General features: G+C 60.3%; 19 protein-coding genes. 1 reads left to right on the top strand and 18 read right to left on the bottom strand.

Annotation, left to right across the window (positions count from 1 at the left end; all coding sequences use genetic code 11):
- Positions 1 to 77: 77 nt before the first annotated feature.
- From RDW26_RS07510 to RDW26_RS07500, 3 genes are all read right to left on the bottom strand, one after another.
- Positions 78 to 2,267 carry a YhgE/Pip domain-containing protein gene (locus RDW26_RS07510; RefSeq protein WP_307983114.1) on the bottom strand — a complete coding sequence of 730 codons (2,190 nt, stop codon included), beginning with the start codon at positions 2,265 to 2,267 and terminating at the stop codon, positions 78 to 80.
- A complete protein-coding gene (locus RDW26_RS07505) occupies positions 2,260 to 5,262 on the bottom strand; it encodes a YhgE/Pip domain-containing protein (RefSeq protein ID WP_307983113.1) in 3,003 nt (1,000 codons plus the stop codon). Before RDW26_RS07505 ends, RDW26_RS07510 begins: the two co-directional genes overlap by 8 nt.
- Before the next feature lie 271 nt (positions 5,263 to 5,533).
- The gene (locus RDW26_RS07500) at positions 5,534 to 6,046 is read right to left on the bottom strand and encodes a YbhB/YbcL family Raf kinase inhibitor-like protein (RefSeq protein WP_307983112.1); all 513 of its coding nucleotides are present in this window, start codon (positions 6,044 to 6,046) and stop codon (positions 5,534 to 5,536) included.
- Positions 6,047 to 6,444: 398 nt separating this feature from the next.
- Here RDW26_RS07500 and asnB point away from each other — a divergent pair, with 398 nt between their 5' ends.
- Complete coding sequence (gene asnB, locus RDW26_RS07495; protein ID WP_307983111.1) at positions 6,445 to 8,445, top strand: asparagine synthase (glutamine-hydrolyzing); 2,001 nt, start codon at positions 6,445 to 6,447, stop codon at positions 8,443 to 8,445.
- A 280-nt stretch (positions 8,446 to 8,725) separates the two neighbouring features.
- Here asnB and truA read toward each other — a convergent pair whose 3' ends face one another.
- The 15 genes from truA to RDW26_RS07420 all read right to left on the bottom strand — a co-directional run bounded on the left by truA (position 8,726) and on the right by RDW26_RS07420 (position 23,677).
- The gene (gene truA / locus RDW26_RS07490) at positions 8,726 to 9,619 is read right to left on the bottom strand and encodes a tRNA pseudouridine(38-40) synthase TruA (protein WP_307983110.1); all 894 of its coding nucleotides are present in this window, start codon (positions 9,617 to 9,619) and stop codon (positions 8,726 to 8,728) included.
- Between the two features lie 95 nt (positions 9,620 to 9,714).
- On the bottom strand, positions 9,715 to 13,173 hold the full coding sequence (gene dnaE / locus RDW26_RS07485) for a DNA polymerase III subunit alpha (RefSeq protein ID WP_307983109.1): 3,459 nt from the start codon (positions 13,171 to 13,173) through the stop codon (positions 9,715 to 9,717).
- Between the two features lie 284 nt (positions 13,174 to 13,457).
- Positions 13,458 to 13,727: an ATP synthase F1 subunit epsilon gene (gene atpC / locus RDW26_RS07480; RefSeq protein ID WP_042435044.1), complete on the bottom strand. Its 270-nt coding sequence runs from the start codon at positions 13,725 to 13,727 to the stop codon at positions 13,458 to 13,460.
- A 1-nt stretch (position 13,728) separates the two neighbouring features.
- Positions 13,729 to 15,183, bottom strand: coding sequence for a F0F1 ATP synthase subunit beta (gene atpD, locus RDW26_RS07475; RefSeq protein ID WP_042435046.1), 1,455 nt, complete (start codon positions 15,181 to 15,183; stop codon positions 13,729 to 13,731).
- Positions 15,184 to 16,086 carry an ATP synthase F1 subunit gamma gene (gene atpG / locus RDW26_RS07470; protein WP_042435050.1) on the bottom strand — a complete coding sequence of 301 codons (903 nt, stop codon included), beginning with the start codon at positions 16,084 to 16,086 and terminating at the stop codon, positions 15,184 to 15,186. It abuts the gene before it with no gap.
- A gap of 11 nt (positions 16,087 to 16,097) precedes the next feature.
- On the bottom strand, positions 16,098 to 17,669 hold the full coding sequence (atpA, locus tag RDW26_RS07465; protein ID WP_181859444.1) for a F0F1 ATP synthase subunit alpha: 1,572 nt from the start codon (positions 17,667 to 17,669) through the stop codon (positions 16,098 to 16,100).
- Entirely contained in the window at positions 17,663 to 18,241 is a 579-nt protein-coding gene (gene atpH, locus RDW26_RS07460) for an ATP synthase F1 subunit delta (RefSeq protein ID WP_281623980.1), read from the bottom strand. Before atpH ends, atpA begins: the two co-directional genes overlap by 7 nt.
- Positions 18,231 to 18,839, bottom strand: coding sequence for a F0F1 ATP synthase subunit B (gene atpF, locus RDW26_RS07455; RefSeq protein WP_307983108.1), 609 nt, complete (start codon positions 18,837 to 18,839; stop codon positions 18,231 to 18,233). The genes atpH and atpF overlap by 11 nt, the downstream gene beginning before the upstream one ends.
- A gap of 52 nt (positions 18,840 to 18,891) precedes the next feature.
- Positions 18,892 to 19,104: an ATP synthase F0 subunit C gene (gene atpE, locus RDW26_RS07450; protein ID WP_042435060.1), complete on the bottom strand. Its 213-nt coding sequence runs from the start codon at positions 19,102 to 19,104 to the stop codon at positions 18,892 to 18,894.
- Between the two features lie 123 nt (positions 19,105 to 19,227).
- Positions 19,228 to 20,016, bottom strand: a complete 789-nt coding sequence (gene atpB / locus RDW26_RS07445; RefSeq protein ID WP_042435062.1) for a F0F1 ATP synthase subunit A — start codon at positions 20,014 to 20,016, stop codon at positions 19,228 to 19,230.
- A gap of 39 nt (positions 20,017 to 20,055) precedes the next feature.
- Entirely contained in the window at positions 20,056 to 20,355 is a 300-nt protein-coding gene (locus RDW26_RS07440) for a hypothetical protein (RefSeq protein ID WP_202898118.1), read from the bottom strand.
- A gap of 189 nt (positions 20,356 to 20,544) precedes the next feature.
- Positions 20,545 to 21,030 (bottom strand): cytidine/deoxycytidylate deaminase family protein, encoded by a 486-nt coding sequence (locus RDW26_RS07435; RefSeq protein ID WP_307983107.1) that lies wholly within the window; start codon positions 21,028 to 21,030, stop codon positions 20,545 to 20,547.
- 78 nt (positions 21,031 to 21,108) lie between these two features.
- Positions 21,109 to 22,365: a serine hydroxymethyltransferase gene (gene glyA / locus RDW26_RS07430; protein WP_307983106.1), complete on the bottom strand. Its 1,257-nt coding sequence runs from the start codon at positions 22,363 to 22,365 to the stop codon at positions 21,109 to 21,111.
- 172 nt (positions 22,366 to 22,537) lie between these two features.
- The gene (rpiB, locus tag RDW26_RS07425) at positions 22,538 to 22,975 is read right to left on the bottom strand and encodes a ribose 5-phosphate isomerase B (protein WP_307983105.1); all 438 of its coding nucleotides are present in this window, start codon (positions 22,973 to 22,975) and stop codon (positions 22,538 to 22,540) included.
- Between the two features lie 93 nt (positions 22,976 to 23,068).
- Entirely contained in the window at positions 23,069 to 23,677 is a 609-nt protein-coding gene (locus RDW26_RS07420) for an L-threonylcarbamoyladenylate synthase (RefSeq protein WP_307983104.1), read from the bottom strand.
- Positions 23,678 to 24,144 lie beyond the last annotated feature (467 nt).

Here is a 24,144-nt window from a genome sequence, read left to right as displayed (position 1 = left end):
ACGCGCATACGCGAAAAGGGCGCGGCCCGAAACCGGACCACGCCCCCGAGAAACCAAACCCCCGCATCGGCCGCCGGCTAGGCAACCACCTTCGACTTCTCCACCTGCTCCACGAACCAATATGTGAAGCGCGAGAGCACCGGCCGCAGGATGCCCATGATCACGAACGGCACGATGAAGACGAGCGTTATGCCGATTTGCACCCAGAAATCGTTCTGGTGCACGCCCATGCTCGCCGCACGCATAGCGTTGATGACGTGCGTCGCCGGCAAAAACGGGCTGACGGCCTGGAAGAAGCCGGGCAACAGCTGCAAGGGGAAGCTGCCCCCGCCGCCGGTCACGTAGATGATGAGCAGCAGCACGGCGAGCGCCTTGCCGAGGTTTGCGAACAGCGACACCAGCGTATAGATGATGAAGCTGAACACGAAGCCCGCCGTCCAGAAGCACACAAGGTACAGCAGCGGGTTGGCAACCTGGACCCCCACGAACAGCATGTTGCCCAGACATACCACCGTCGACTGCATGAATGCCAGAACGAACGGCGCACCGTAACGCCCGAAGAACAGCTGCCAGGACTTGGGCTCGACCAGCCCAGCCTCGCGCTTGGCGCGTTCGGAGGGAACCGGGTTGAGCAACACCATGATCAGAAGCGACCCCACCCACAAGGCCAGCGTGGTGTACAGCGGCGCCATGGCAGAGCCGAAGTCCTCAACCGGGAACACGGCGATGCGCTCCACCCCTACAGGAGCGGACACCGCCTTGGCAAGCGCCTCGGGGTCCGATCCGATGATCTGCTTCAGCTGCTCCACGTTTCCGCTGGCCAAGGCTTCGTTGACGCGCTGGGACAAAGCCGACATCTTGTCAGCCGACCCATGCAGCTCGTCGGACATGGCGCGGATGGAGCTCTGCGCGCCCGCAAGGTCGGACGCCACCGAGGACGCCGCGCCGTTCAGGTCGTCGCCCACGCCGGAAAGCTGCGAAGCGCGCGCCGAAAGCGACTGAGCTGCCTGCGCCACCGAGCTCGCCAAGCTCTCAAGGCCCGGCTTCAGATTATTCTCGTAGTCGTTTTTCAGCTTGTCGGCGTTCGCCTTCGCCTCGTCGAGCTTCGCCTGGATATCGGCGCGGGACGAGGATTCCGGGTCGTTGCCGGCAGCCATCTTGTCCGCTGCCGAGGTCAAGCTGTCGCGCAGCTTCCCAAGCGAGGATATGGACGTGTTCAGCTGCGAAACCACGGCATCCACCGCGGGGCGGTACTGCTCGTCGAGCTGCGGCTTGATGGATTCGAGCACCTCGATGAGTTGCTGATAGCGCTCTATCTGGGAATCCACGTCGGCCGCCTGGTCGCGAAGGCTTTGCGCGGCGTTCGCCTTATCGGTATCCACCTGCGCATATACCTTGTCAATGGCATCGGGCACCTGGTTGAAGCCGTCGGAACTTTGTGCCAGGGCGTCGGACAAAGACGAAACCGACGTCGTCAGCGCATCGCCGATGGTTTCGGCGCCGCTTTTCGCCCCCGAGGCCTGCTGTTGCGCGTCCTTCACCGCGTTTTGCGCGTTGCCCAGAAGCTGGGTGGAGCTTCCCACGAGCGCCTGCGCCGTCCCCGCCAGGTTCGCGTACGACTCGAGCACATCGGCAGCGGTGCGCATCTGATCGGCGGACGAGGATATGGTGCCCGAAAGCTTGGCCACCCGCCCCGCCGCATCGGCATCGTCGGCCACCGTCCCCAGCGAGTCGATCAGCCCCAGGGCCACATCGGAGATGGTCTCGGCGAACGTGGTGTTCACCTGGGCGGCAACCTTGCTGGACGCCTGGTCGGTCACGCGCGGCGCCACGGCGTTCTTCTTCTCGTTCTCGTAGTAGATGAGCTCGGCGTGCTCGGCGTCGCCGGAGTAGAAGCTCATCATGTCGGAGCTGAAGCTTTGCGGGATGACCACCGCCGCATAGTACTTGCCCGATCGCGCGCCGTCGATGGCGTCCTCCTCATCGGTGAACACCCAGTCAAGCTGGTCGTTGGCGCGCAACGCCGACTCCACGCTGTCGCCAACGTTGATCTTCGTGGGCAGCAAGTCGCTTTGATATCCCTCGTCGGAATTGGCGACGGCCACCTTCAGGTTGCCCGTGTTGTCGAACACGTTCCAGCACGCGATGACGTTGTACCACGTGAAAATGGACGGCAAGAACACCAGGCCCAAGACGATGACCACGGTTATCACGTTGCCGAACAGGTGCTTGATATCGTAGGAGAACAGCTTGAACACGTTACGCATGGCCGCCCCCCTTCTTCGAATCGCCCTTCTTCTTATGCTTCTTTTGCTTCTTCCCGTGCTTGCCGCGCTCGGCCTTGCGCTGCGCAAGCGCCTCAAGGTCCTCGGCGCTCAACTCAAGGGCGGGAACCTCCGCCTCGAGCAGCTCCTCATCGTCCTCGCCCTTTTCGCCGCGAGCCTCCTCGTCGGTCAAAAACGGGCCGTCGAAGTACGCCGGTTTGCCCTTGGCCGCCAAGTCCATCAGCGATGCGCCTTTACCCGGGGCATCCTTCGGCTTGCGGGCAACGCCCCGCCCGGCATCCTCGGCACCGCCCGCCGAAGCGGGCTGGTCCGCCAGGTCGTCGGCAGCCACGCCCACAGGCGGCAGCGGAACGGACACGCCCGCCGCGCGGGCGGAACGATCGACGGGCACCGACACGCGCGCCGTCGACATGGCGGCAGGCACCAATTCCTTGACCACCTTCTTGCCCCGATCGGCCAGATGCCCGCGCAGCTCATCGTCGCTCATGCTGTCGATGGACGCCTGGCGCTGGATGTTGTCACGCACCATCTCCAATCCCAACAAGAAGCCGATAAGGACGACAAGCCAGATAAGCCATGCCGTCAGAATGACCACCTTCTCGGTAGTGGTCACGGCGAACACCACCGAGACCGCCACCGGCACGGCGATGCCCAAAATGAGCGCGCCGCGCTTCAAGCGAGGATAATGCCTCAGGAACGAATCGGCCTGCTGGCGCACCGCATTGTGGAACTCGTCATGGTCGGACAACGCCCGGATAAGCTGCCCGATACGGTAACGGCGCTCGGGCACCAAGGCCTCCTCGACGTTGAGCAGGTCGCTTTGCTCGATCTCCTTCGCCACCAGGCGGTTGAGGTTGGTCAGATGCGGTCGCACGAACAGGCCCACCAGCGCCATGGATAGCGCGATGAGCAGCAGCACCCCGCAATAGCCCAGCCACTGCGTGCCGTAGAAGCCGCCGATGGCCTCGCGCAAGGCGTTGATGCCGTAGGTGAACGGGAACATGGGGTACACCGTGCGGAAGAAGGCGTCGGTCATCTCAACCGGGTACAAACCCGTGCCGCCCGGGATCTGGACGAACACCATGATGATGCACAAGCCGATGCCGATATGCTGGAACGATGATGACAGCGTGTACGTGATGCACAGGTAGGAAAGCGACAGCAGGATAGCCGTTGCGAAAAACGCCGGCACCGATACAGCTTGCACGCCGATGAACAGGCAGCCCGCCACGCACACCACGGCCTGCAGGGTCACCAGCAAAGCGAAGAACAGCCAGCGGCCGATATAGCCCTGCATCACCGTCAGGCCAGGCACGCCTTCCTTATCGACCTCCAGCTTCAAGATGACGCACAGCATCAACGTGCCGATCCACAGGCTCAGGCTGATGAACAGCGGGGCCATGGCGGAACCGTAGGCGTTGAGCGGATACAGCTTCTCGGTGGTCACCTGCGTGGGCGCCTGCATGAACTCGGCGATCTTCTCCGGGTCGATGCGCCCGTTGTCGACCAGCTCCGACACCGCAGAGGACGTTCCCAGCAGGCCCACGTCGTTGCGCGCCTGGCGCATGGTCCCCTCAAGGCTGGACAGCAGCACATCGGTCTGCGCCATGGCGTCGCTTGCCACATGCAGCGTCCCCGACAGCTGGTCGATCACACCCGAGGTCTCGTCAATCAGATAACCCTGATTGGAGATGGCACCCTTCAAGCTGGCGGCAGCGATGCCAACCTGGGAGATACCGTTGCTTACCTGCGGCAAGGCGCTCCCGAACAGCTGCTGCTGGTATGCCCCCGAAGCGGTGATTGCATTTTGCGCGGCAGCATTGACGGTATTGGCAGCGGCCGCGACGCCGGCGGCCGTAGCGTCCACGTCGCCGCTGAGCGTCTTCAGGTCGTTCAAATCGCGCTGCAGCTCGGCGTTGCGGGCGGTCAGGAAATCGATGGCGAATCGCAGCTGCTCCTTGTTCGGATCGGAGTCGGGCATCTTGTCGTGCACGATCTGCAGCTGCTCGATGACGGCGGTGTTCATGTCCAACACGCCTTGGGCACGATCGGCCGCGGCATCAACGGTGCCTTGCGCACCCGATATGGCGTTGGAAGCATCGGTGACAGCCCCGGCCGCCTGCGAAGCCACCTGGGACAGCATCAGGTTCGTGTTCGACATGCCGGGCATGGCCACCGACGTGAACGTGCCCAGGCTGTTTTGCAGCGTCAGGGAAAGGTCGCTGACCCGTTGCAGCTGATCCTGCACGGTTTGCGCATCGGCACGAGCCTGCTCTAGCTGGCCCTTCGCCGACTGCGCCTTCTGGCGAGCCTCCTCGGTGGACGCCGCCAACCCGCTCACGGTCGCGCGCGCATCGGAAACGGAATCAACGGCGCGCGAAAGCTGCGCGGCAGAGCTGTTCTGCGCGGTGCTCAGATTCTGTTCGGCCTCGGCGGCCTTATCGTTGAGCGTGTCCGCCACCACCGAACTGACCGTGGACACGAACTGGCTGTTGATGGTCTCGTCAAGGGTGGAGGAGCCTGCATCGGTCACCTTCGGCGACACGGGGTTCATCTTCTCGTTGACATAATACTGCAGGTTAGGCTGCTGGAAATCGCCCGTCACGATGGTGAACAGGTTGGCGGTGAAGTCCTCGGGGATGACGAACGCCGCATACACCTCGCCCGATTCCACCTTGCGCATCGCGTCGTCGTAATCGGTGAACTCCCATTTCAACTGGTTGTTCTCATGCAGCGTGTCCACGATCTGGTTGCCCAGGTTCATCTGGCCCATCAAGTCGTTCTCGGATCCGGCGTCCTGATTCACCACGCATACGCGCATGTTTCCCGTATTGTCATAGGGGTTCCAAAAGCCGATGACGTTGAACCACGTGTACGTCGACGGCAGCACGACCAGCACCACGACCACCACCAGGGCGGCCGGCGCCTTCAAAAGGCGCAGCAAGTCGCGGCCGAGCACGTGCAGAACGTTTTTCATAGCAGGCGGTACCTCTTCCATAGCCGGCGCTACCAAGCGCGGTTTCATAACCTTGCGGCGTCATCGCGAAAACAAACGCGGGCGGCCAGCCCCACGGCAGACCGCCCGCGCCCAAGCGTCAAGACGACAGGCGCCCTATTGCGTACCCGTCATTGTAAAATACCCCACCTGCGGCGCTACTCCGCACAACGCCAAACCACAGAATCCGTTTCATTACTGTAAGAATCCCCCTTATCGGGCGAACCAAAAGGCGCTGCGCACCGCATCGACCCTACGCGCGGCTCGGCAGCTCCACGGACGCCTGATCCAGCACATGGCCGTTCATCGCGCGACGCAGCTCGTTGAGATAAAAGCCTTCCGGCAGCCCCAGCTCGCAATCGAGGGCGTACACGTTCAACGTGTAGCTGTGCGTGGCATCAGGCGGCTGCGGACCGCAGTAACGGGAGTGCACTTGCGGGTTGTCGCTACCGTGCGCCATGGGCGACCAATTGCTGTTGCGGCCCTGCACCATATCAACCGCCCCCGTGCGGCTGGCGTCCTCGGGGATAAGCGTGGTGGTCGCCGGCAGATTGCACGCGGTCCAGTGGATCCAGCAGAAGCCGCCCACGGGGATCGCGTCGTAATCGATGAACGCCAGAGCAAGCGTCCGCGCCTCCTGCGGCACATCGTTTATCTCGATGGGAAACGAACGCACGGGAAAACCCTCCAGCCGATCCGGCTCGGGCGCATACTTCCCAAACCTATCCGCCAACAGGCCGCCATCCAACTCCACATGCACCTTCATGACACGCTCCTTCCCCATCAACGTTTTCAACGTCACGGACGCCTTTGCGAGCGATCCGCCGTCGTCCCAACAGACCGAACAAGACGCGATGCGAGCGGGCGCGAAAAGCCCTTCCCGCCCGCGAGCCCTTTCGGTCCAAGCGCGCTTTTCCCCGCAAGCATCATCGGCCCACCGGTTCAGGCGAGCCTTTTCCCGCAATCCCTTTCAGCCGACCAGCGCAGGCGCCCCTTTCGCGCAAGCGATTCTTTCCCCGCAGTGTAGCATGCGCCGCGCAACCGCCGCCGCGCTCGCCGCGGGCTCGTTGGAAAATCTGCGCTTTTCGCGGGAGGCGTGCCACCGTCCGCCCCATTCGTTATGATGAACCTTACCTTTATATACGATTGGAGGGATGCCTCACCATGTGCGGTATCTGCGGATTCACGCAGGCTGATGATGCAAGCCTGCCCACACTGAAAGCCATGTGCGACGTCATGGCCCATCGCGGGCCCGACGGCGAAGGCCAGTACATCGACGCCGAAAGCGGCATCGCCTTGGGCCATCGCCGTCTTTCGCTCATCGACCTTGCCAACGGCAACCAGCCCATGGTGCGCTCCACGGGCGACTACGCCGCCGTCATCACCTCGCCGGCGCTGCGCCTTGACGGCACCCCGTGCGGCACGCCCGAGCAGGCTGCCGCCAAGGGGCGCTTCGCCATCGTGTTCAACGGCGAGATCTACAACTACCGCGATCTGCGCGCCGAGCTTGAGGCGCAGGGCTGGCAGTTCCAAACCAACTCCGACACCGAAGTCCTGCTGACGGGCTATCTGGCATGGGGCGAAGGCGTGCTCGACCGCCTGCGCGGCATGTTCGCGTTCGCCATCTGGGACCGCGACTCGCGCGAGCTATTCTGCGCCCGCGACTTCTTCGGCATCAAGCCGTTCTACTACACGCAGCAAAACGGCCGCTTCATCTTCGCTTCCGAGATCAAGTGCATCCTCGAGCATCCGGACTACACGCGCGAGCTCAACCGCGAAGCGCTCGAGCAGTACCTGTGCTTCCAGTTCAGCGCCCTTCCCGAGACGTTCTTCAAGGGCATCTTCAAGCTGGCTCCCGCGCACTGCATGACCGTGCATGCCGACGGGTCCATCACCGAGCGCCGCTACTGGCGTCCCGAGTACAACTTCGATGCGCAGCGCAGCCGTCAGGACACCGTCGAGGCCATCGACGAAGCCGTGCGCGACAGCGTGCGCTACCATAACGTGGCCGATGTCGAGGTCGGCAGCTTTCTGTCCTCGGGCATCGACTCCAGTTACATGGCAGCCTGCCTGGCCAAGGAAAACCCCGATATCAAGACGTTCACCGTGGGCTTTGATTGCTACAAGAACGCCGCCGCCAACAACGCCGAGGGCGCCGGCGGCATGATGCGCGACGAGATCTCGTGGGCTCACGAGCTTGCCGACGAGCTGCACATCGCCAACACCAACAAGTACATCGGCGAGGACGAGTACTGGGAGAGCCTGCCCCGCGTGCAGTGGCACATGGACGAGCCGTCCGCCGACCCCTCCGCCGTGGCGCTGTACTTCGTGGACCAGATCGCGGCAACGCAAGTCAAGGCAGTGCTTTCCGGCGAAGGAGCCGACGAGTTCTTCGGCGGTTACCGCATCTACCAAACGCCGTTCTCCAACGCGAAGCTTTCCTGGGCCCCGAAGGGCCTGCTGCGCGGAGCCTCCAGCGCCATGCGCAAGCTGGGCATCCGCGGCGCGAACTACCTTGAGCGCGCCAGCGAAACCCCCGAGGATTGGTACTACACCAACGCCAACGGCGTTGCCTTCACCGTCGAGGAGCGCGCCCAGCTGCTGCGCGGCGGCTGCAACGCCCCCACCCCTCAGCAGCTCACCGCCCCGGTATACGCCGAGGTCAAGGACTTGGATGAAACCACGCGCATGCAGTATGTGGACCTGCACTTCTGGCTGGTCGGCGACATCCTGCTGAAAACGGACAAGATGTCCATGGCCCACTCGTTGGAGTCCCGCGTACCGTTTTTGGACCGCCGCGTGTTCGACGTGTCGGCAACCATCCCTACGCCGCTCAAGGCCAATGAAGCACAAACCAAGCTCACGCTGCGCGAGGCGTCCGAGCGCGCCATCCCGAAAGACTGGGCCCAGAAGGAGAAGCTCGGCTTCCCCGTCCCCGTGGTGAACTGGCTGCGCCAGGACCGTTACTACAACCAGGTGAAAGAATGGTTCACCGGCGACATCGCGCGCGAGTTCTTCAACACCGATGAGCTGGTGCGACTGCTTGACGAGCACAAAGCCGGCGCCGACCGCAGCCGCAAGATCTGGATCGTCTACATGTTCCTTATGTGGTACAAGATCTACTTCGTGGACAAAACGGTGCCGGAAAAGCCGAAGGCCCGCTAGTCGACGCATCACAGTAACGCCGAAGCCCCTTGCAACCAGGTTGCAAGGGGCTTCTTAGTTGATAGGCAAGGCCTTCGGATTGCTATGCGAACGACGGCCGACACTCGAAGAGCCGTCCGTCACGCCAAGCGCGAAGCACGAACGCTCGTCAGATGACCGTGCTCATCCTCGAACACGCACAAGCGCTTATCCCGGCTTTCGTATAGATGGGTGAACTTCGCAAGATGGCGTTTTCTTTCCGCCTTGCTCCCGGAGCGCTTGGCTTCCTGCTTGCCCGCCATCAGTACCGCACCTTCCAAAACACCAGGCCGGCGGCTGGAGCATTCTCCCCCGCCGCGGTTCGGTCGCGAGCTTCAAGCACCTCGCGTACCCATTCGGGCTTGCGCAGGCTGCGGCCCACCATGACCAGCGTGCCCACGATGGTGCGCACCATGGAATGCAGGAACGCATTACCCACCACCTTGATGGTCAACACCTCCTCGCCCATGATGGTCTCGCGCGAAAGCGAGATCTCGTGCACGTTGCGACACGTGGGCTTGCCCACGGCGCTGGCCGCCATGCAGAAGCTTTTGAAGTCGTGTTCGCCTTCCAGGTAGCGCGCAGCCTGCTGCATCGCCGGTATATCCAGGTCGGCATGCACGAACCAGCTGAAATCGCGCATGAACAGCGGCGGCGTGTCATCCAGGCAAATATGGTAGTGGTATTCGCGCCATTGCGCGTCGAACCGCGCGCTGAAGCCCGGATCACGCTCCTCGACCTTGCGCACCGTGATGTCCTCATGCGTCAACGCGTTCAGGCTTCGGCGTAGGCTGTACAGGCTACGGCTTTCAAGCTCCTTGGCGGAAACGTTGAAGCTGATCACCTGGCCAAGCGCATGCACTCCCGCATCCGTGCGACCAGAGCACACCACTTCCACCGGCCTGCGCATCACCAGGGACAGCGCCTGCTCAAGCTCTCCCTGAACGGTAAGCTTGCCAGGTTGACGGGCAAAGCCGCAAAACGGGCCGCCATTGTAGGACACCGTCAGCGACAAGGTGCGCTCAGCATCCTCACGTTCGAAGCCCACGGCGTCGCTCGCCCGTGCGGCATCGGCATACGCCGTTGCGCCCTCATCCTGCATCGTCGCAGCTTCCGCTTGCAACGTTTTCTCGATATGCTCAATCGTTTTATCCATGCGGTCCATGATACGCGACAACGCCCGCCAAAAGAAACGGGACCCGGATTCACATCCGGGTCCCATGGGATATCCAATACTAAGCGGCATGCCCGCTACGCAGTGAGCACGTTGTAGCCGAACAAATCCGTCAGCTCGCTCCGCATGATGGGGCTTTCCGCATCCACCGTGACCGGAAGCTCCGCCCGGAACTTATGCCCGTCGCTTTGCTTCACGAACAGCACCACGCCATCACGCCCTGGGTACGATTTCAGGATGCGGTTCAAGCGCATGGACTTCGATTGATTGAAATCCGACATAGGCACGCTCAGGCGCAACTGGCGAGGCTTGGCATCTTCTTCGCTGAGCTCTAGCGTTTCCGTCTCGAACACCATGATCTGGTTTCCGCGATCGGAATGTTCGAACTTCCCCTTGATCTTGACAATAGCATCCTCTTGGATGGCCTCGGCGTTCTCCTCGTACTTGAAGCAGATGCACTCCACGTGGCCTGTAGTGTCTTCCAGGTCAAACGTGGCCATCTTCGTGCCGCGCTTCGTCAGCTTCGTCACAACATTGGACACCATGCCCACGAACACCGCGGACTTGATCTCCTTCGTGCGCTCGGCCAAATCACCCAACTGCCACTTCGTGATGCGCGAGATGTAGTTCTCGTACGGCGTGAGCGGATGGTCCGAGACGTAGATCTTCATGATCTCCTTCTCGTACGTCAGCAACTGGCGCTTCGGCCACTCCACTCCGTCAGGAGCGGGCACATCTTCCTGGAAACCCGAATCCGCATCGTCCGCGAACAGATCAAACATGCTCACCTGACCGCGATCGCGGTCCTTCTGGCGCTTCGCAGCGCCTTCCAGAAGCGGCGTCTCCTCGATAAAGTACATGAGCTGCTTGCGCGTGTACCCCGTCGAATCGAACGCACCGCCCTTGATAAGGGCTTCGAGCGTCTTTCGGTTGTAGCACTTCGCATCGACGCGGTTCACAAAGTCGTGCAAGCTTGTGAACGGGCCGTTCTTCTCGCGCTCCTCGATAATCTCGTCGGCGACGTTGCGACCAACACCACGTACGCCGACCAGACCGAAGCGGATACCGTTCTCAACCGGCGTGAACTCGGCGTTCGACGAATTGATATCCGGCGGCAGCACGGGCGTGCCGTTGTGATTGCAGCTAGAGATATAGCGGATCAAGCGGTCGGTGTTGCCCATGTAACTGGACAGCACTGCAGCCATATACTCGTTCGGGTAATGCGCCTTCAGGTAAGCAGTGCGCATAACCAGGATCGAGTACGCAGCCGAATGCGACTTATTGAACGCGTACTTTGCGAACTTCTCCGCGTCGTCCCAGATCTTCTTTGCGATCTCAAGCGAGTACCCGTTCTCGACCGCGCCGTTGTTCCAGTCCTCCTGCAGCATGCGCATGATGTCGAGCTTCTTCTTGCCCATTGCCTTGCGCAGCTTGTCTGCCTTGCCGGCGGAAAAGCCGCTCATGACCATGGACACCTGCATGATCTGCTCTTGGTACACCATGGTGCCGTAAGTTTCCTCAAGCACCGGGCGCAGACGCTCGTCGTAGTAGTGCACAGGCGTCTTGCCGCTTGCAACCTTGACATAGTCGTCGACCATGCCGGACTCCAACGGGCCCGGACGATTCAAAGCGATAGAAGCGACGATGTCGCTGAACCTCTTCGGTGGCAGACGTGCGAACAGGCTGACGTACAAGCCGCCCTCAACCTGGAACAAGCCGTCCATGTTGCCTGAACGCATGAGGGCGAACGCCGCCTCATCGTCGGTGGGAATCTCCTCGGGGATAATCTTGCGACCCGTGGTCATCTCCACGTTGCGACACGCGCGCGAAAGCACGCCCAACGTGCGCAAGCCAAGGAAGTCCATCTTCAACAGGCCCAGGTCCGGCGTGTAATGGCCGTCATATTGCGTGATGATGCCGCCGCCCTTGGTATCACGCTTGACCGGCACGTGATCGGCCATAGGGTCTCGGCAGATGATGGTTGCGCACGCATGCACGCCCTCGCCGCGCACGTGGCCCTCGATGGACTGCGCCGCGTCTACGACCGCCTTGACATCTTCTTCGGTGTCGTAGGCCTTCTTCAGATCGGGGTTCGTGTCCAGCGCCTTCTGGATAGTGATACCCAGCTCGTCGCCGATCATCTTGCAGATCTTGTCGCCTACGCTGTAGGGATAATCGAGCACGCGCGCAGCATCGCGCACAGCGTTCTTCGCCTGCAGCTTGCCGAACGTGATAACGCCCGTAACATGATCGGCGCCATACACCTCGCGAATGTGCTCGATAACCTCCTGGCGACGTTCATCCTCGAAGTCGCAGTCGATATCGGGCATCTCCACGCGTTCCGGGGAAAGGAATCGCTCGAACAGCAAGCCATTGGAAAGCGGCTCCAAGTCGGTGATACCCATGGCATATGCAACGATCGAACCGGCAGCAGAACCACGGCCTGGTCCAACACCGATGCCCTGGCTTCGCGCCCAGTCCAAGTATTCCTGCACAATCAGGAAGTACGCAGGGAAGCCCTGCTGGATGATGACGCTCATCTCATATTCGGCACGATCGAGCGGCTCTTTGGGAATGGGGTCGCCGTAGCGCTTCTTCATGCCTTCGAGCACCTGATGGCGGAACCAGCTCTCGTCCGTCTCGCCCTCGGGAAGCGGGAACTTCGGCAGAATGGAATCGCGCTCAAGGATGACGTTGCACTTCTCGGCAACCTCCACCGTGGTATCGCATGCCTCGGGGAAATCGCGAAGCGCCTCGCGCATCTCCTCTTCGGTTTTCATATAGAACTGGTCGTTCTCGAACTTCATGCGATTCGTATCATTAACGGCAGAGCCCGTGCCGATGCACAGCATGATATCCTGCGCCTTCGCGTCTTCCTGCAGCAGGTAGTGGAAGTCGTTCGTTGCGATGGTCTTCAGGCCCGCACGGTGAGCAACCTCGGTAAGCTGGTGATTCAGCTCGGTTTGCGTAAGCCCACCGTCGGTGCGGATGCCCTGGTTTTGCAGCTCGATATAGAAATCGCCAGGCTCGAAGCAGCTCGCGAACTTGTTTGCCCACTCCACCGCCTCATCGAACTGACGGTTATCCAGCAGTTTCGGAATGATGCCCGCGATGCAGGCAGACGAGCCGATAATACCCTTGCCATACTTCTGCAACATGCTGAACGTAGTACGCGGCTTGTAATAGAAGTTGTCAACATGAGATTCGCTGACCAGGTTCAACAGGTTGTGATAGCCTTCGTTGGTTTTGGCGAGCAGCAGCAAGTGGTAAAGCTTGGGCTTCACATCCTTGCGAAGCTCCTCGTCAGTGGTGAAATACACTTCGCAGCCGTAAATCGGCTTGACCTTCTTGCCGGTTTCCTTCTCGACGGCGGCACAAGCATCGCACAGCTCGGGGACGCCCGACATAACGCCATGATCGCTAATGGCGACAGCAGGCATGTCGAGCTCGGCCGCGCGGCGCACCATATCCTTGATATGCGTGAGGCCGTCAAGCAAGGAATATTCAGTATGGTTGTGCAAATGAACGAACGCCATGTATGCGCCTCGAATCTTCTCGCAAGCTGATGTGCTGCGCTTCGGTCAGGCTGGACGCCGATTGACAGAAGCAGGGTTTTCCGGTTCCTCATGATAGCAGCCTTTAGCGCACGTGTGTTCGAACAAACGATGGATTTCGCGCGGGGTTTCATGCCGCCATACGCAAAACGGCCCCCGCCTTTCGGCGGGGGCCGTTTCAAGTGAACAGCCGATGGTTACGACCGTCGCGTTGCCAGCAGTCGCACCAGCGGCCGCGGGTTCAGATGTTCAAGCCAACACCCAGGCTATGCAGCAACAGGCGTTGCGCTATCGGCAAGGATGATCACCTTGTCGTCGGTAACCTGCACGTAGCCGCCCTTGACTTCGTAGCGCTGCACGGGGCCGCCCTCTGCAGGCGTCAGGCGGATCTCGCCATCAGCCAGCACGGAAACCAGCGGAGCGTGACCGGCCAGAAAGCCCATCTCGCCCTCGACGCCCGGGACGACGACCATTTCAACCTCGCAAGCTGCAAGCTTCTCGGCAGGCGTGACGATGTCGCACTTGAAGCTAGCCATACTACGCTTCTTCCTTCTTCATTTCCTCGTAAGCAGCGTAGACGTCGTCGATGCCGCCCTTCAGGCGGAAGCACTGCTCGGGGATCTCATCGCACTCGCCGTCGAGGATGGCGGCGAAGGAACGGACGGTGTCCTCCATCTTGACGTACTTGCCGGGCAGGCCGGTGAACTGCGTTGCCACGTGGAAGCACTGGCCGAAGAACTGCTGAGCCTTACGCGCACGGGAAACCGTGAGCTTCTGCTCCTCGGACAGCTCGTCCATACCAAGGATGGCGATGATGTCCTGCAGGTCCTTGTAGTTCTGCAGCAGCTCCTGGATGCCGGTGGCCACACGGTAGTGCTCCTCGCCCACGATTGCGGGATCCAGAGCGCGGGAGGTGGACTCCAGCGGGTCGACGGCCGGGTAGATGCCCAGCTCGGCGATGGAGCGGGACAGAACAGTCTTCGCATCCAGGTGCGTAAACGTCGTGGCCGGAGCGGGGTCGGTCAAGTCGTCGGCGGGCACGTAAACTGCCTGCACGGACGTGATGGAACCCGTGGACGTGGACGTGATGCGCTCCTGCAGGTCGCCCATCTCGGTAGCCAGCGTGGGCTGGTAACCAACGGCGGACGGCATACGGCCGAGCAGTGCGGACACCTCGGAACCGGCCTGCGTGAAGCGGAAGATGTTGTCCACGAACAGCAGAACGTCCTGGCCCTGATCACGGAAGTACTCGGCCTCGGTCAGACCAGCCAGGCCGACGCGCAGACGGGCTCCCGGAGGCTCGTTCATCTGGCCGTAGACCAAGCAGGTCTTGTTGATAACGCCAGAATCGCTCATCTCCAGGTACAGGTCGGTACCCTCACGGGTACGCTCGCCAACGCCGGTGAACACGGAAGTGCCGCCGTGCTCCTGAGCCAGGTTGTTGATGAGCTCCTGGATGATAACGGTCTTGCCAACGCCGGCGCCGCCGAACAGACCGGTCTTACCGCCCTTGACGAACGGCTCGATCAGGTCGATGGCCTTGATGCCCGTCTCGAAGATCTCGGTCTTCGTGACCAGCTCGTCATACTCGGGAGCAGGACGATGGATGGGCATGTAGCCGGTGACTTCGGGCATGGGCTTCTCGTCAACGGGCTCGCCCATGACGTTCCAAATGCGGCCCAGGGTCTCCTGACCGACGGGCATCATGATGGGATGGCCCGTGTCCAGGACGTCCAGGCCACGGATCAGACCGTCGGTCGAGCTCATGGCGACGGAACGGACGATGTTGCCCGGCAGGTGGGTTTCGACCTCGAGGACGACGTGCAGGTCGCCCGCCTCGGTCTTAGCGTCAACCGTCAGCGCGTTGTAAATCGCCGGCAGCTGATCAGGGGGGAACTCAACGTCAACAACAGGACCGACGATACGCACGATGCGACCCGTGGCGCCTTTGCTGGCCTCGACCTCCTCCTTAGTAAACAAATGTTCAGCCATTTAATCCTCCAAAGCAGCAGCGCCACCGACGATTTCCGAAATCTCGGTCGTGATAGCGCCCTGGCGTACGCGGTTATACAATCTGGTCAACGTGTTAACCATCTCGGTGGCATTGTCCGTTGCCGACATCATGGCGTTGCGGCGTGCGCCCTGCTCAGCAGCTGCCGAGTCGATCAGCGCATGATACAGCGTAGTGCGAACATACGCCGGCAGCAGCTGGTCAAGAACAGCTTCAGGGCTCGGCTCGAAGATCACATCGCCCTCAAGCTTCTCGCCCGCGGACTCGTCAGCGGTCTCAGCCTTAGCGGCTTCGAAGGCCGACGTGTCGACGGGGAGCAGCAACTCCTCGCGAAGCTGCTGCTCTGCCGAATTCTTAGCGTGGTTGTACACCACGATGACCTCGTCGATCGATCCGTTGGCGTAAGCATCCACCGCATACGCGGCGATCTCGTCCGCTTCCTCGACCGTAGGGTCGGCGGACTGGCCAGCGAAGGCAAGGACCGGCTCGACACGGCGATACGTGTAATAGCCGATGGCCTTCTTGCCGCAGGCAACGACGCTGACCTCAGCGCCGGCCGCCTGCTTGCTCTTCATCAAACGATCGACTTGGCGCAGCACGTTGCTGTTGAAGCCGCCGGCCAGACCGCGGTCCGACACGACGACGACGATCAGCACGTTCTTGACCTCGTCATGCTTGCGCAACAGCGCATTCTCGGAGCCACCTACACGCTTGGCAACGTTGGCCAACATTTCGACCATGGACTCGGCGTACGGCGTAGCCGCCGCCACGCGTTCACCGGCAAGGCGGATCTTCGCAGCAGCAACCATTTCCATGGTACGCGTGATCTGCTTCGTCGAGGAGACGGAGCCGATACGCCTTTCAATGTCGTGAAGGTTGGGCATCTCTACCTACCTTACGCCGTGGGAGCGAACTGAAGCTTGAAAGCCTCGATCGCAGCGTTGGTCAGGTTCTCGACGTCACCAGTCCACTTACCGGCCTTCGCCAGCTCGTCGAACACCTCCGGCTTGGAAGCATGCAGGAACTCCAGCAGCTCGGTGCGGAAGCGCACGATGTCCTCGGTCGGAACGTCGTCCAGGTAGCCCTTGCCGCCAGCGTAGATGGCAACGGCCTGGTCGTAGACGTCCATCATGCAGAAGCGGTTCTGCTTCAGCAGCTCGGTCATGGCAGCGCCGCGGGTCAGCTGATCTTGCGTGGCCTTGTCCAGGTCGGAACCGAACTGGGTAAAGGCCTTCAGCTCGCGGAACGCGGCCAGGTCGAGCTTCAGCGTACCGGCAACCTGCTTCATCTGCTTGATCTGCGCGGAGCCGCCGACTCGGGACACGGAGATGCCCACGTCGACTGCAGGGCGCTGACCCTGGAAGAACAGGTCGGTCTGCAGGTAGATCTGACCGTCGGTAATGGAAATGACGTTCGTCGGGATGTAGGCGGAGACGTCGCCGGCCTGGGTCTCGATGATCGGCAGTGCCGTCATGGAGCCAAGACCGTTCTGCTCGTTCATCTTCACAGCACGCTCCAGCAGGCGCGAATGCAGGTAGAAGATGTCGCCCGGGTAAGCCTCGCGTCCCGGCGGGCGACGCAGGGTCAGAGACATCTGACGATATGCCACGGCCTGTTTGGTCAGGTCATCGTAGACGATGAGCACGTGACGACCCGGGTTCTCCGGACCGGCGGGCTTGCCGTCCTCGCCGTTGTAGACGAAGTACTCGCCCATTGCAGCACCGGCCATCGGGGCGATGTACTGCAGCGGAGCGGAATCGGAAGCGGAAGCGTTGACGATGATGGTGTAGTCCATCGCGCCATGCTTCTCCAGGGTCTCCTGCACGTTGGCCACCGTGGAGGCCTTCTGGCCCACGGCGACGTAGATGCAGACCATGTCCTTGCCCTTCTGGTTCAGAATGGCATCAACGGCGATGGCGGTCTTGCCGGTCTGACGGTCGCCGATGATCAGCTCGCGCTGACCACGGCCGATCGGGATCATGGAGTCGACGGCCAGGATACCGGTCTGCATCGGCTCGTGAACGGGCTTACGGTGGATAACGCCCGGAGCCTTGAACTCGACCGGGCGGGTGCCCTCGGCCTTGATCTCGCCCTTGCCGTCAAGCGGCATGCCCAGCGGGTTCACGACACGACCGAGCAGGGCCTTGCCGGACGGAACCTCAACCAGACGACCGGTGGTCTTGACCGCGTCGTTTTCCTTGATTGCCGCGACATCGCCCAGCAAAACGGCGCCCACTTCATCCTCTTCGAGGTTCTGTGCCATACCGTAGACAACCTGGCCGGTAGAGCTGGTGAACTCCAAAAGTTCGCCTGCCATCGCATTTTTCAGGCCATCAACGCGAGCGATACCGTCGCCCACCTGGATGACGGAACCCGTCTCGCGGGATTCCACACTGGTGTTCAGCGCATCGAGCTGCTTGCGCAGCGCCGCGTCAATAGACTGTGCGGTGATTTCAGTCACTAGCATTCACCTCCATCTGTGGAATGTTTCAGCACGTTGCGAGCTGCCTCAAGCTGCGACGTCATGCTGGCGTCGATTCGCTTGCCGTTGGCGCTCATCAAAATGCCGCCGATCAGGGACTTGTCGATGCTTTCACGCAATACGACTTTGGTGCCCAAGTCGGCTTCGGCTTTCTTCGTAATAACCTCGCGCAGGTGATCGTCGAGCGGCACGACGGTGGTTACGTCGACCACGGTGACGTTCAGCTTGCGTTCGACCTGCTCTCCGTAGCTCTCCCATACGCGCGAGAGCAACGCGAAGTCCCCGCGCTCGGCCATGACGGCCAAGACGTCGATAAGGACCGGATGTGCCTGCGCGAACACGTTACGCGCAAGGCTGTTCCTCTGCTCGGGCGTATAAGAGCTGTCTTGCAAAGAGCTAGAGAGATCCATGTTCGAACGCATAATGCGGATAATGCGCTCGGCTTGGTCGCGAACCTCCAGCACCGCATCCTGGCCACCGGCCGCCAAAGCGGCATCTAGCAGAACGGATGCATAGGTTGCAACCTTTTCCTTTTGAACATGGCGGTTAGTTGGCATTGAAACTGCCCGCCTCGTTCACGTAGCGCTCGATGATCTTGCGGTGCTCGTCATCGTTGAGATCCTCGCCGATCAGGCGGGAAGCCACGGCGACGGACAGGTCGGCCACCGAACCCTGGAGCTCGGCGATAGCGGCCTTCTTGTCAGCCTCGATGGCAGCATGGGCCTTCTCGATCATACCGGCAGCCTCAGCCTGGGCCTTGGCGGTGATATCGGCCTTGACAGCCTCGCCCGTCTTCTTGGCGTCGGCGATGATCTGCGCAGACTGCGCCTTGGTTTCCTCCAGCTGGCGCTTGTACTCGGCGAGCACGCGCTCGCTTTCAACGCGAGCGTTCTCGGACTGCTCGAGAGCGTCCTTGATGCTGGTCTCGCGCTTGACAAGCATGCCTTCGAACAGCGGCCAACCGAATTTCGCCAGGATGATCCACAAGATGATGAACGCAACGAGCATGGGGATGAACTCATCCATCTGCGGCAGGATAGCCGCAACGCCGCTGCCTTCATCGGCAAATGCCTGAGCAGGAAGCATAGCGCTTGCCGCGCCGAATGCGACGGCTGCGCTGCCGCAACCACGGAGCACTTTGTTCTTAACGTTCAACTCGCTTGCCTCCTTTCCTTAGCTTATAGGTCTTGCTTGAGTCGAAAACCTGTTAGCCAATGAAGAAGAGGACCAGGCCCAGCAGTGCCAGAGCCTCGGACATAGCAGCGCCGATGAAGAAGTAGCCCATCAGGGTGCCCTTCATCTCAGGCTGGCGTGCAGCGGACACGCACAGGCCATACGTTGCAACGCCGATGCCGATGCCGGGGCCGATGGCGGCGAGGCCATAGCCGACGACCTTCAGCGCAGCGAGCGTGATTTCCATAATTACCTCCTTCGTTGAACCCGGAGCCTTCTCCGTGCTCATGCCAATATGCCCAAGCTGATCTACTCATGTCAGCTGTGGTGCCAAACATAACGGGTGGCGGCTTGACCGCCGGTCCGCGCATCAGTGGGGATGAACCGCCATGCCGATGTAGGAAGCGGACAGGATGGTGAACACGTACGCCTGAAGGAACGCCACCAGGCACTCCATGGCATACATGAGGACCAGCAAAACGAACCATGCGACAGCAGGCAGCGCGGTAACGAAGTCCATGCTGAAAACAGCCTGCTGCAGGAACACGGTGGTTGCCAAAGAGAACACGGCCAGAACCATATGGCCTGCCAGCATGTTGCCGTAAAGACGAACGGCCAGCGTCAGAACACGGATGACCATGGAGAAGAACTCCAGGAACCAGATGATCGGGACCATGGGGCCGGGAACACCGGAGGGCACGAGGCTCTTGATGTAGCCGAACACGCCCAGCGTCTTCAGGCCGTAGAAGTTGAAGTACACGAACGAGATGGCTGCGAGCGCCCACGTGATGGAGATGGTACCCGTGGTGGCCTTCGCACCCGGGATCAGACCCACGACGTTAGCGATGAGGATGAAGAAGAACAGCGTGCACAAAAACGGGATGTGCTTCTTGAAACCCTCACCGATAACGTCCTGGCCGATGCTCGTGTTCACGAAGTCGTAGCCATACTCGACGGTGTTCAGGAACTTGTTCTTCGGGACCAGCTGAAGCTTGCGGCCTCCGATCAGAACGACCATCAGCACCAACGCCAAAATGAAGAACATATACAGCGTGTACTGGCTGATGTCCCAACCGCCGATAGAGAATACGGTGTGGGAATCGAAAGTTTCGGAGAGGTGCCGTGCCTCTTCGACGAACTTGTTGAGCGCCTCGCCCATCTCAGATCATCCCAGCCTTTCCAATAAACGAATCCAACATTACCGTGCAACGTTTTTACGCCACACGTACGCTGCGGTACAAACGATAAGCGAAACGATTTCGGCCATGCCGAAGGGAAACACAGACGGACGCGCGACGAGCGCGCATACGATCAATGCGACCGCAACGACTACAAGAGACACGAACGTGCCGCCTAGGCCGTAAAGCGCCGCATTGGCGATCGATACCGAAGGATGCTTCCGAGCCAAACGCAGAGCTGCGAACAACGGCAGAAAGCCGACAAAACCGGTTATGGCACCGATAAGGATGGCAGCAACCATTACCTGCGTTTCACCCAAACCTTTCGTTGATCAAGATTCCCGCATAAAAAACCAGAGCTAATGATAACGTAGAACCACTCAGGCCCCCTCTAAACTCCGCAATCGCCACAAAACGTTGGCAAACGGCGTGTTTTTATTCGATTTTGCCTACCATTTACCCTGCTCTACTTTTTCTCTTATTAACAAAACCGTGATAGTGTTCAGTTTTTATGCATTTGCATTATTTTGCATAGCATCATCGTACACACGCAGTTTGATGCCCGCTTCGCGAAGCATGGACATCGCCAATTCATCCGGATAGGGGTTCGAGTAGATGATTTCCTCGATATCGGCGTTGATGAGCATCTTCGCGCACACCGCGCATGGCTGGGTGGTTATGTAAATCGAGGCGCCCGTGATATTGATACCGTAACGTGCAGCCTGGATGATCGCGTTCTGCTCCGCATGCAATCCTCGGCAGATCTCGTGACGCTGGCCGCTTGGCACCCCCAGCTGTTGACGCAAGCAGCCCGTTTCCGCGCAGTGGGCCAACCCCGTGGGAACGCCATTGTAGCCTGTGGCCAAGATTCTGCGATCTTTGACGATGATCGCGCCCACGGCGCGGCGAAGGCACGTGGTGCGCGTAGCGACCTCGTTGGCAAGCGTCATGAAATACTCGTCCCAGCTCGGACGGCGATCAGTGCTCCCGGGCATCGGCCCCTCCCCTTCCATGCACGAACGGCCGAGCAAGGACACCTTGCCCGGCCGTCGATTCATACCTTTTACTTACTGCTAATACTCCAGGCCCGGATACAGCGGATGCTTCTCCAGCATGGCGTCGATCTTCTTCCTGATATCAGCCAGCTTCGCCTCATCGGCGGCATTGAACACGGTCGCGGCGATGCACTGGCCCACCTCATAGAAGTCTTCCTTGGTGAAGCCGCGGCTAGTAGCGGCGGCACTGCCCACGCGAATACCGCTGGCAACGAATGGGCTGCGCTGCTCGTTGGGGATGGTGTTCTTGTTCACCGTCAAACCAACGCTCTCCAGAAGCTTCTCAGCATCCTTGCCGGTGACATCGGCAGGAGTCAAGTCGACCAAGCACAGATGGTTGTCCGTTCCGCCAGAAACCAGACGCAGGCCGCCATCGGTCATACCCTGACCCATTGCGGAGGCGTTCTCCACTACATGGTCGATGTACTCCTTGAAAGACGGCTGCAGCGCCTCGCCGAAGGCAACGGCCTTGCCGGCGATAACATGCATGAGCGGGCCGCCCTGGCTTCCCGGGAACACGGCGGAGTTAATCTTCTTGAACAGATCCTCGTTGTTGGTGAGGATGAAGCCACCGCGCGGGCCGCGAAGAGTTTTATGGCTGGTGGACGTGACGATGTCGGCATAAGGCACCGGAGAAGGATGCGCGCCCGTAGCAACCAAGCCGGCGATATGGGCCATATCGACCATAAGGTAAGCACCCACCTCGTGCGCGATCTCGGCCATGCGCTCGAAGTCGATGATGCGCGGATAGGCGGAGGCGCCGCCGACGATCAGCTTAGGCTGATGCTCTTTCGCCAGCTTCTCCATCTCGTCGTAATCGATGGTCTCGGTTTCCGGATCAACGCCATAAGAAACGACGTTGTACAGCTTGCCGGAGAAGTTCGCCGGGCTGCCATGAGTCAAGTGACCGCCGTTGTCCAGGCTCATGCCCATAACCGTATCGCCCGGCTTCACCGTAGCGAAATATGCGGCAAGGTTGGCATTTGCGCCGGAATGCGGCTGAACGTTCGCGTACTTTGCACCGTACAGCTTGCAAGCGCGATCACGTGCAAGGTTCTCGACGATATCGACCTTCTCGCAACCGCCGTAATAACGCTTGCCCGGCAAACCTTCGGCGTACTTGTTCGTGAGAACGCTGCCCATAGCTTCCATCACGGCTTGAGACGTGAAGTTCTCGGATGCGATCAGCTCGACGGACGAACGCTGACGAGACAGCTCTTGCCCAAGCGCGCTTGCCACTTCCGGATCGGTTTGCTTCACATGATCGATAGCCATGAGGACACCCTTCCTATTGATGAATCGTTACAAACCGTACTCTAGCACATACCGCACAACCCCACAGGGTATGCACATCCTCGCAATCATCCGGTAACGATACGGCCTTAAACGGAAAACGGCCGACGAAACGTCGACCGTTTTCCGTGAGCGAAACCATTGATTGCCGCTATTATCCCTCGAGCGCCATGATCTTCTCGACACGACCCGCATGACGTCCTCCGCCGAACTCGGTGGAAAGGAACGCCTTCAAAATCTCCTTGTTGGCCGACAGATCGACAAAGCGACCGGAAAGCGTGATGACGTTTGCATCGTTATGCTCACGGCACAGCGCAGCGAAGGCGGGAGACACGATATTTGCCGCACGAATCCCATCAACCTTATTTGCGGCGATAGCCATGCCGATGCCAGTGCCGCACACCAACACCCCGCGTTCAGCTTCGCCGTCGACAACATCATTGGCAACGACCTTGGCGAAATCCGGATAATCGACGCGATCATCGCAATCCGGCCCGCGATCGATAACGTTATGACCAAGTTCCTTCAAGTACGCAGCCAGCAACTGCTTCTGATCAAAACCTGCATGGTCGCTTGCAATGCTGATATTCATGTATCTACGCCTTCCACTGATAGATGCCTGCAAAGCCGATAGTACACCCGCATATGTTGTCGCGCCTGCTCAAAAACATTACCCACGCAATCCTTATGAATGAGCTGCAATGTCCTCAAAGGAGATTCCGCCTTCGCGGACCATCCTTAAGCCTCCGCCAGTGCAGTCTATAACCGTAGATGCCACGCCGCTGTGCAACGATTCGATGGGATCACGCAAGGCGCACCCCACCCTTGCGAGCAATTCCGCATCGAGCGACTCGAATCGAGACACCGCAGCTTTACCGCTAATGTTGGCAGACGTCGTGGCAAGCGGGCTCCCTACGTGGCGAATCAATGCGAGCGTGGTTTCATTTGCAGGCATACGGAGCCCGATGGTGCCCGACTCCGATCGATAAGATGCCGGCACTAAATCCGAGGCTTCAACGATAACGGTAAGGGCTCCAGGCCAAAACCGCTGAGCAAGCTTACAGGCAGCTGACGGAAGATTCTTGCCATACCGTTGCAAATCATCAATCGACCCAACAAGCCAAGCGATAGGCTTCCCCGCATCCCTTTGCTTAACATCAAAGAGAATATCCGGACCAGACGCTGCGTGAACCGCAACACCCACGCCATAGACTGTGTCAGTCGGGAATATGCAAGCTCGACCGTCGGCCAAGGCCAAAGCAGCATCCTCCAAGGTGTCCACCACCACAGTCATGCAAACCCCCAAATGCCAAAAATCAGCTGTCGAAAACATTCACCAAAAAGTGTAGCACCGAAAAAGCTAATCGCAGAACCGACCGCACAAACCAACAGCAAGATAGACACGATACGACTCGAAGAAGCATATACGCCGAGACCCTCCGACAAACGCGGGACATAGCGCCGCCGCCATGACGGACAAAGTCCGGGGCTCAACCCACTCGATGCCGCAGAGTGCCGAGAAAGCGCAGACCAAGCTGCCACCGTCTAACCGCGCCGAGGGCCCGTAAAGCTAAATAGGCGGCGTACAGTGCCCCGCGCCCGCGGGACAGCCTCAAAACGCAAAAAGCCCGCAAGGGAACCTCCCCTGCGGGCCTTCTCGGCGCATGCGGCGCGCGGGCCCGGCGCGATGCCGCCGCCCTCCGCGCATAGAAAAGCGCCCTCCGCGAGCGCGACGCCCTGCCCTCCCGCAGCCTTGCGCTG

The organism is uncultured Senegalimassilia sp., from assembly GCF_902464545.1.
Taxonomy (GTDB): domain Bacteria; phylum Actinomycetota; class Coriobacteriia; order Coriobacteriales; family Eggerthellaceae; genus Senegalimassilia.
This window is presented reverse-complemented; position numbering and strand designations above follow the sequence as displayed.

Bases quoted from the DNA above. Each gene is read 5' to 3' on its own strand.
- RDW26_RS07510 (WP_307983114.1), bottom strand. From the start codon at position 2,267: ATGCGTAACGTGTTCAAGCTGTTCTCCTACGATATCAAGCACCTGTTC.
- RDW26_RS07505 (WP_307983113.1), bottom strand. From the start codon at position 5,262: ATGAAAAACGTTCTGCACGTGCTCGGCCGCGACTTGCTGCGCCTTTTG.
- RDW26_RS07500 (WP_307983112.1), bottom strand. From the start codon at position 6,046: ATGAAGGTGCATGTGGAGTTGGATGGCGGCCTGTTGGCGGATAGGTTT.
- asnB (WP_307983111.1), top strand. From the start codon at position 6,445: ATGTGCGGTATCTGCGGATTCACGCAGGCTGATGATGCAAGCCTGCCC.
- truA (WP_307983110.1), bottom strand. From the start codon at position 9,619: ATGGATAAAACGATTGAGCATATCGAGAAAACGTTGCAAGCGGAAGCT.
- dnaE (WP_307983109.1), bottom strand. From the start codon at position 13,173: ATGGCGTTCGTTCATTTGCACAACCATACTGAATATTCCTTGCTTGAC.
- atpC (WP_042435044.1), bottom strand. From the start codon at position 13,727: ATGGCTAGCTTCAAGTGCGACATCGTCACGCCTGCCGAGAAGCTTGCA.
- atpD (WP_042435046.1), bottom strand. From the start codon at position 15,183: ATGGCTGAACATTTGTTTACTAAGGAGGAGGTCGAGGCCAGCAAAGGC.
- atpG (WP_042435050.1), bottom strand. From the start codon at position 16,086: ATGCCCAACCTTCACGACATTGAAAGGCGTATCGGCTCCGTCTCCTCG.
- atpA (WP_181859444.1), bottom strand. From the start codon at position 17,669: ATGCTAGTGACTGAAATCACCGCACAGTCTATTGACGCGGCGCTGCGC.
- atpH (WP_281623980.1), bottom strand. From the start codon at position 18,241: ATGCCAACTAACCGCCATGTTCAAAAGGAAAAGGTTGCAACCTATGCA.
- atpE (WP_042435060.1), bottom strand. From the start codon at position 19,104: ATGGAAATCACGCTCGCTGCGCTGAAGGTCGTCGGCTATGGCCTCGCC.
- atpB (WP_042435062.1), bottom strand. From the start codon at position 20,016: ATGGGCGAGGCGCTCAACAAGTTCGTCGAAGAGGCACGGCACCTCTCC.
- RDW26_RS07435 (WP_307983107.1), bottom strand. From the start codon at position 21,030: ATGCCCGGGAGCACTGATCGCCGTCCGAGCTGGGACGAGTATTTCATG.
- glyA (WP_307983106.1), bottom strand. From the start codon at position 22,365: ATGGCTATCGATCATGTGAAGCAAACCGATCCGGAAGTGGCAAGCGCG.
- rpiB (WP_307983105.1), bottom strand. From the start codon at position 22,975: ATGAATATCAGCATTGCAAGCGACCATGCAGGTTTTGATCAGAAGCAG.
- RDW26_RS07420 (WP_307983104.1), bottom strand. From the start codon at position 23,677: ATGACTGTGGTGGTGGACACCTTGGAGGATGCTGCTTTGGCCTTGGCC.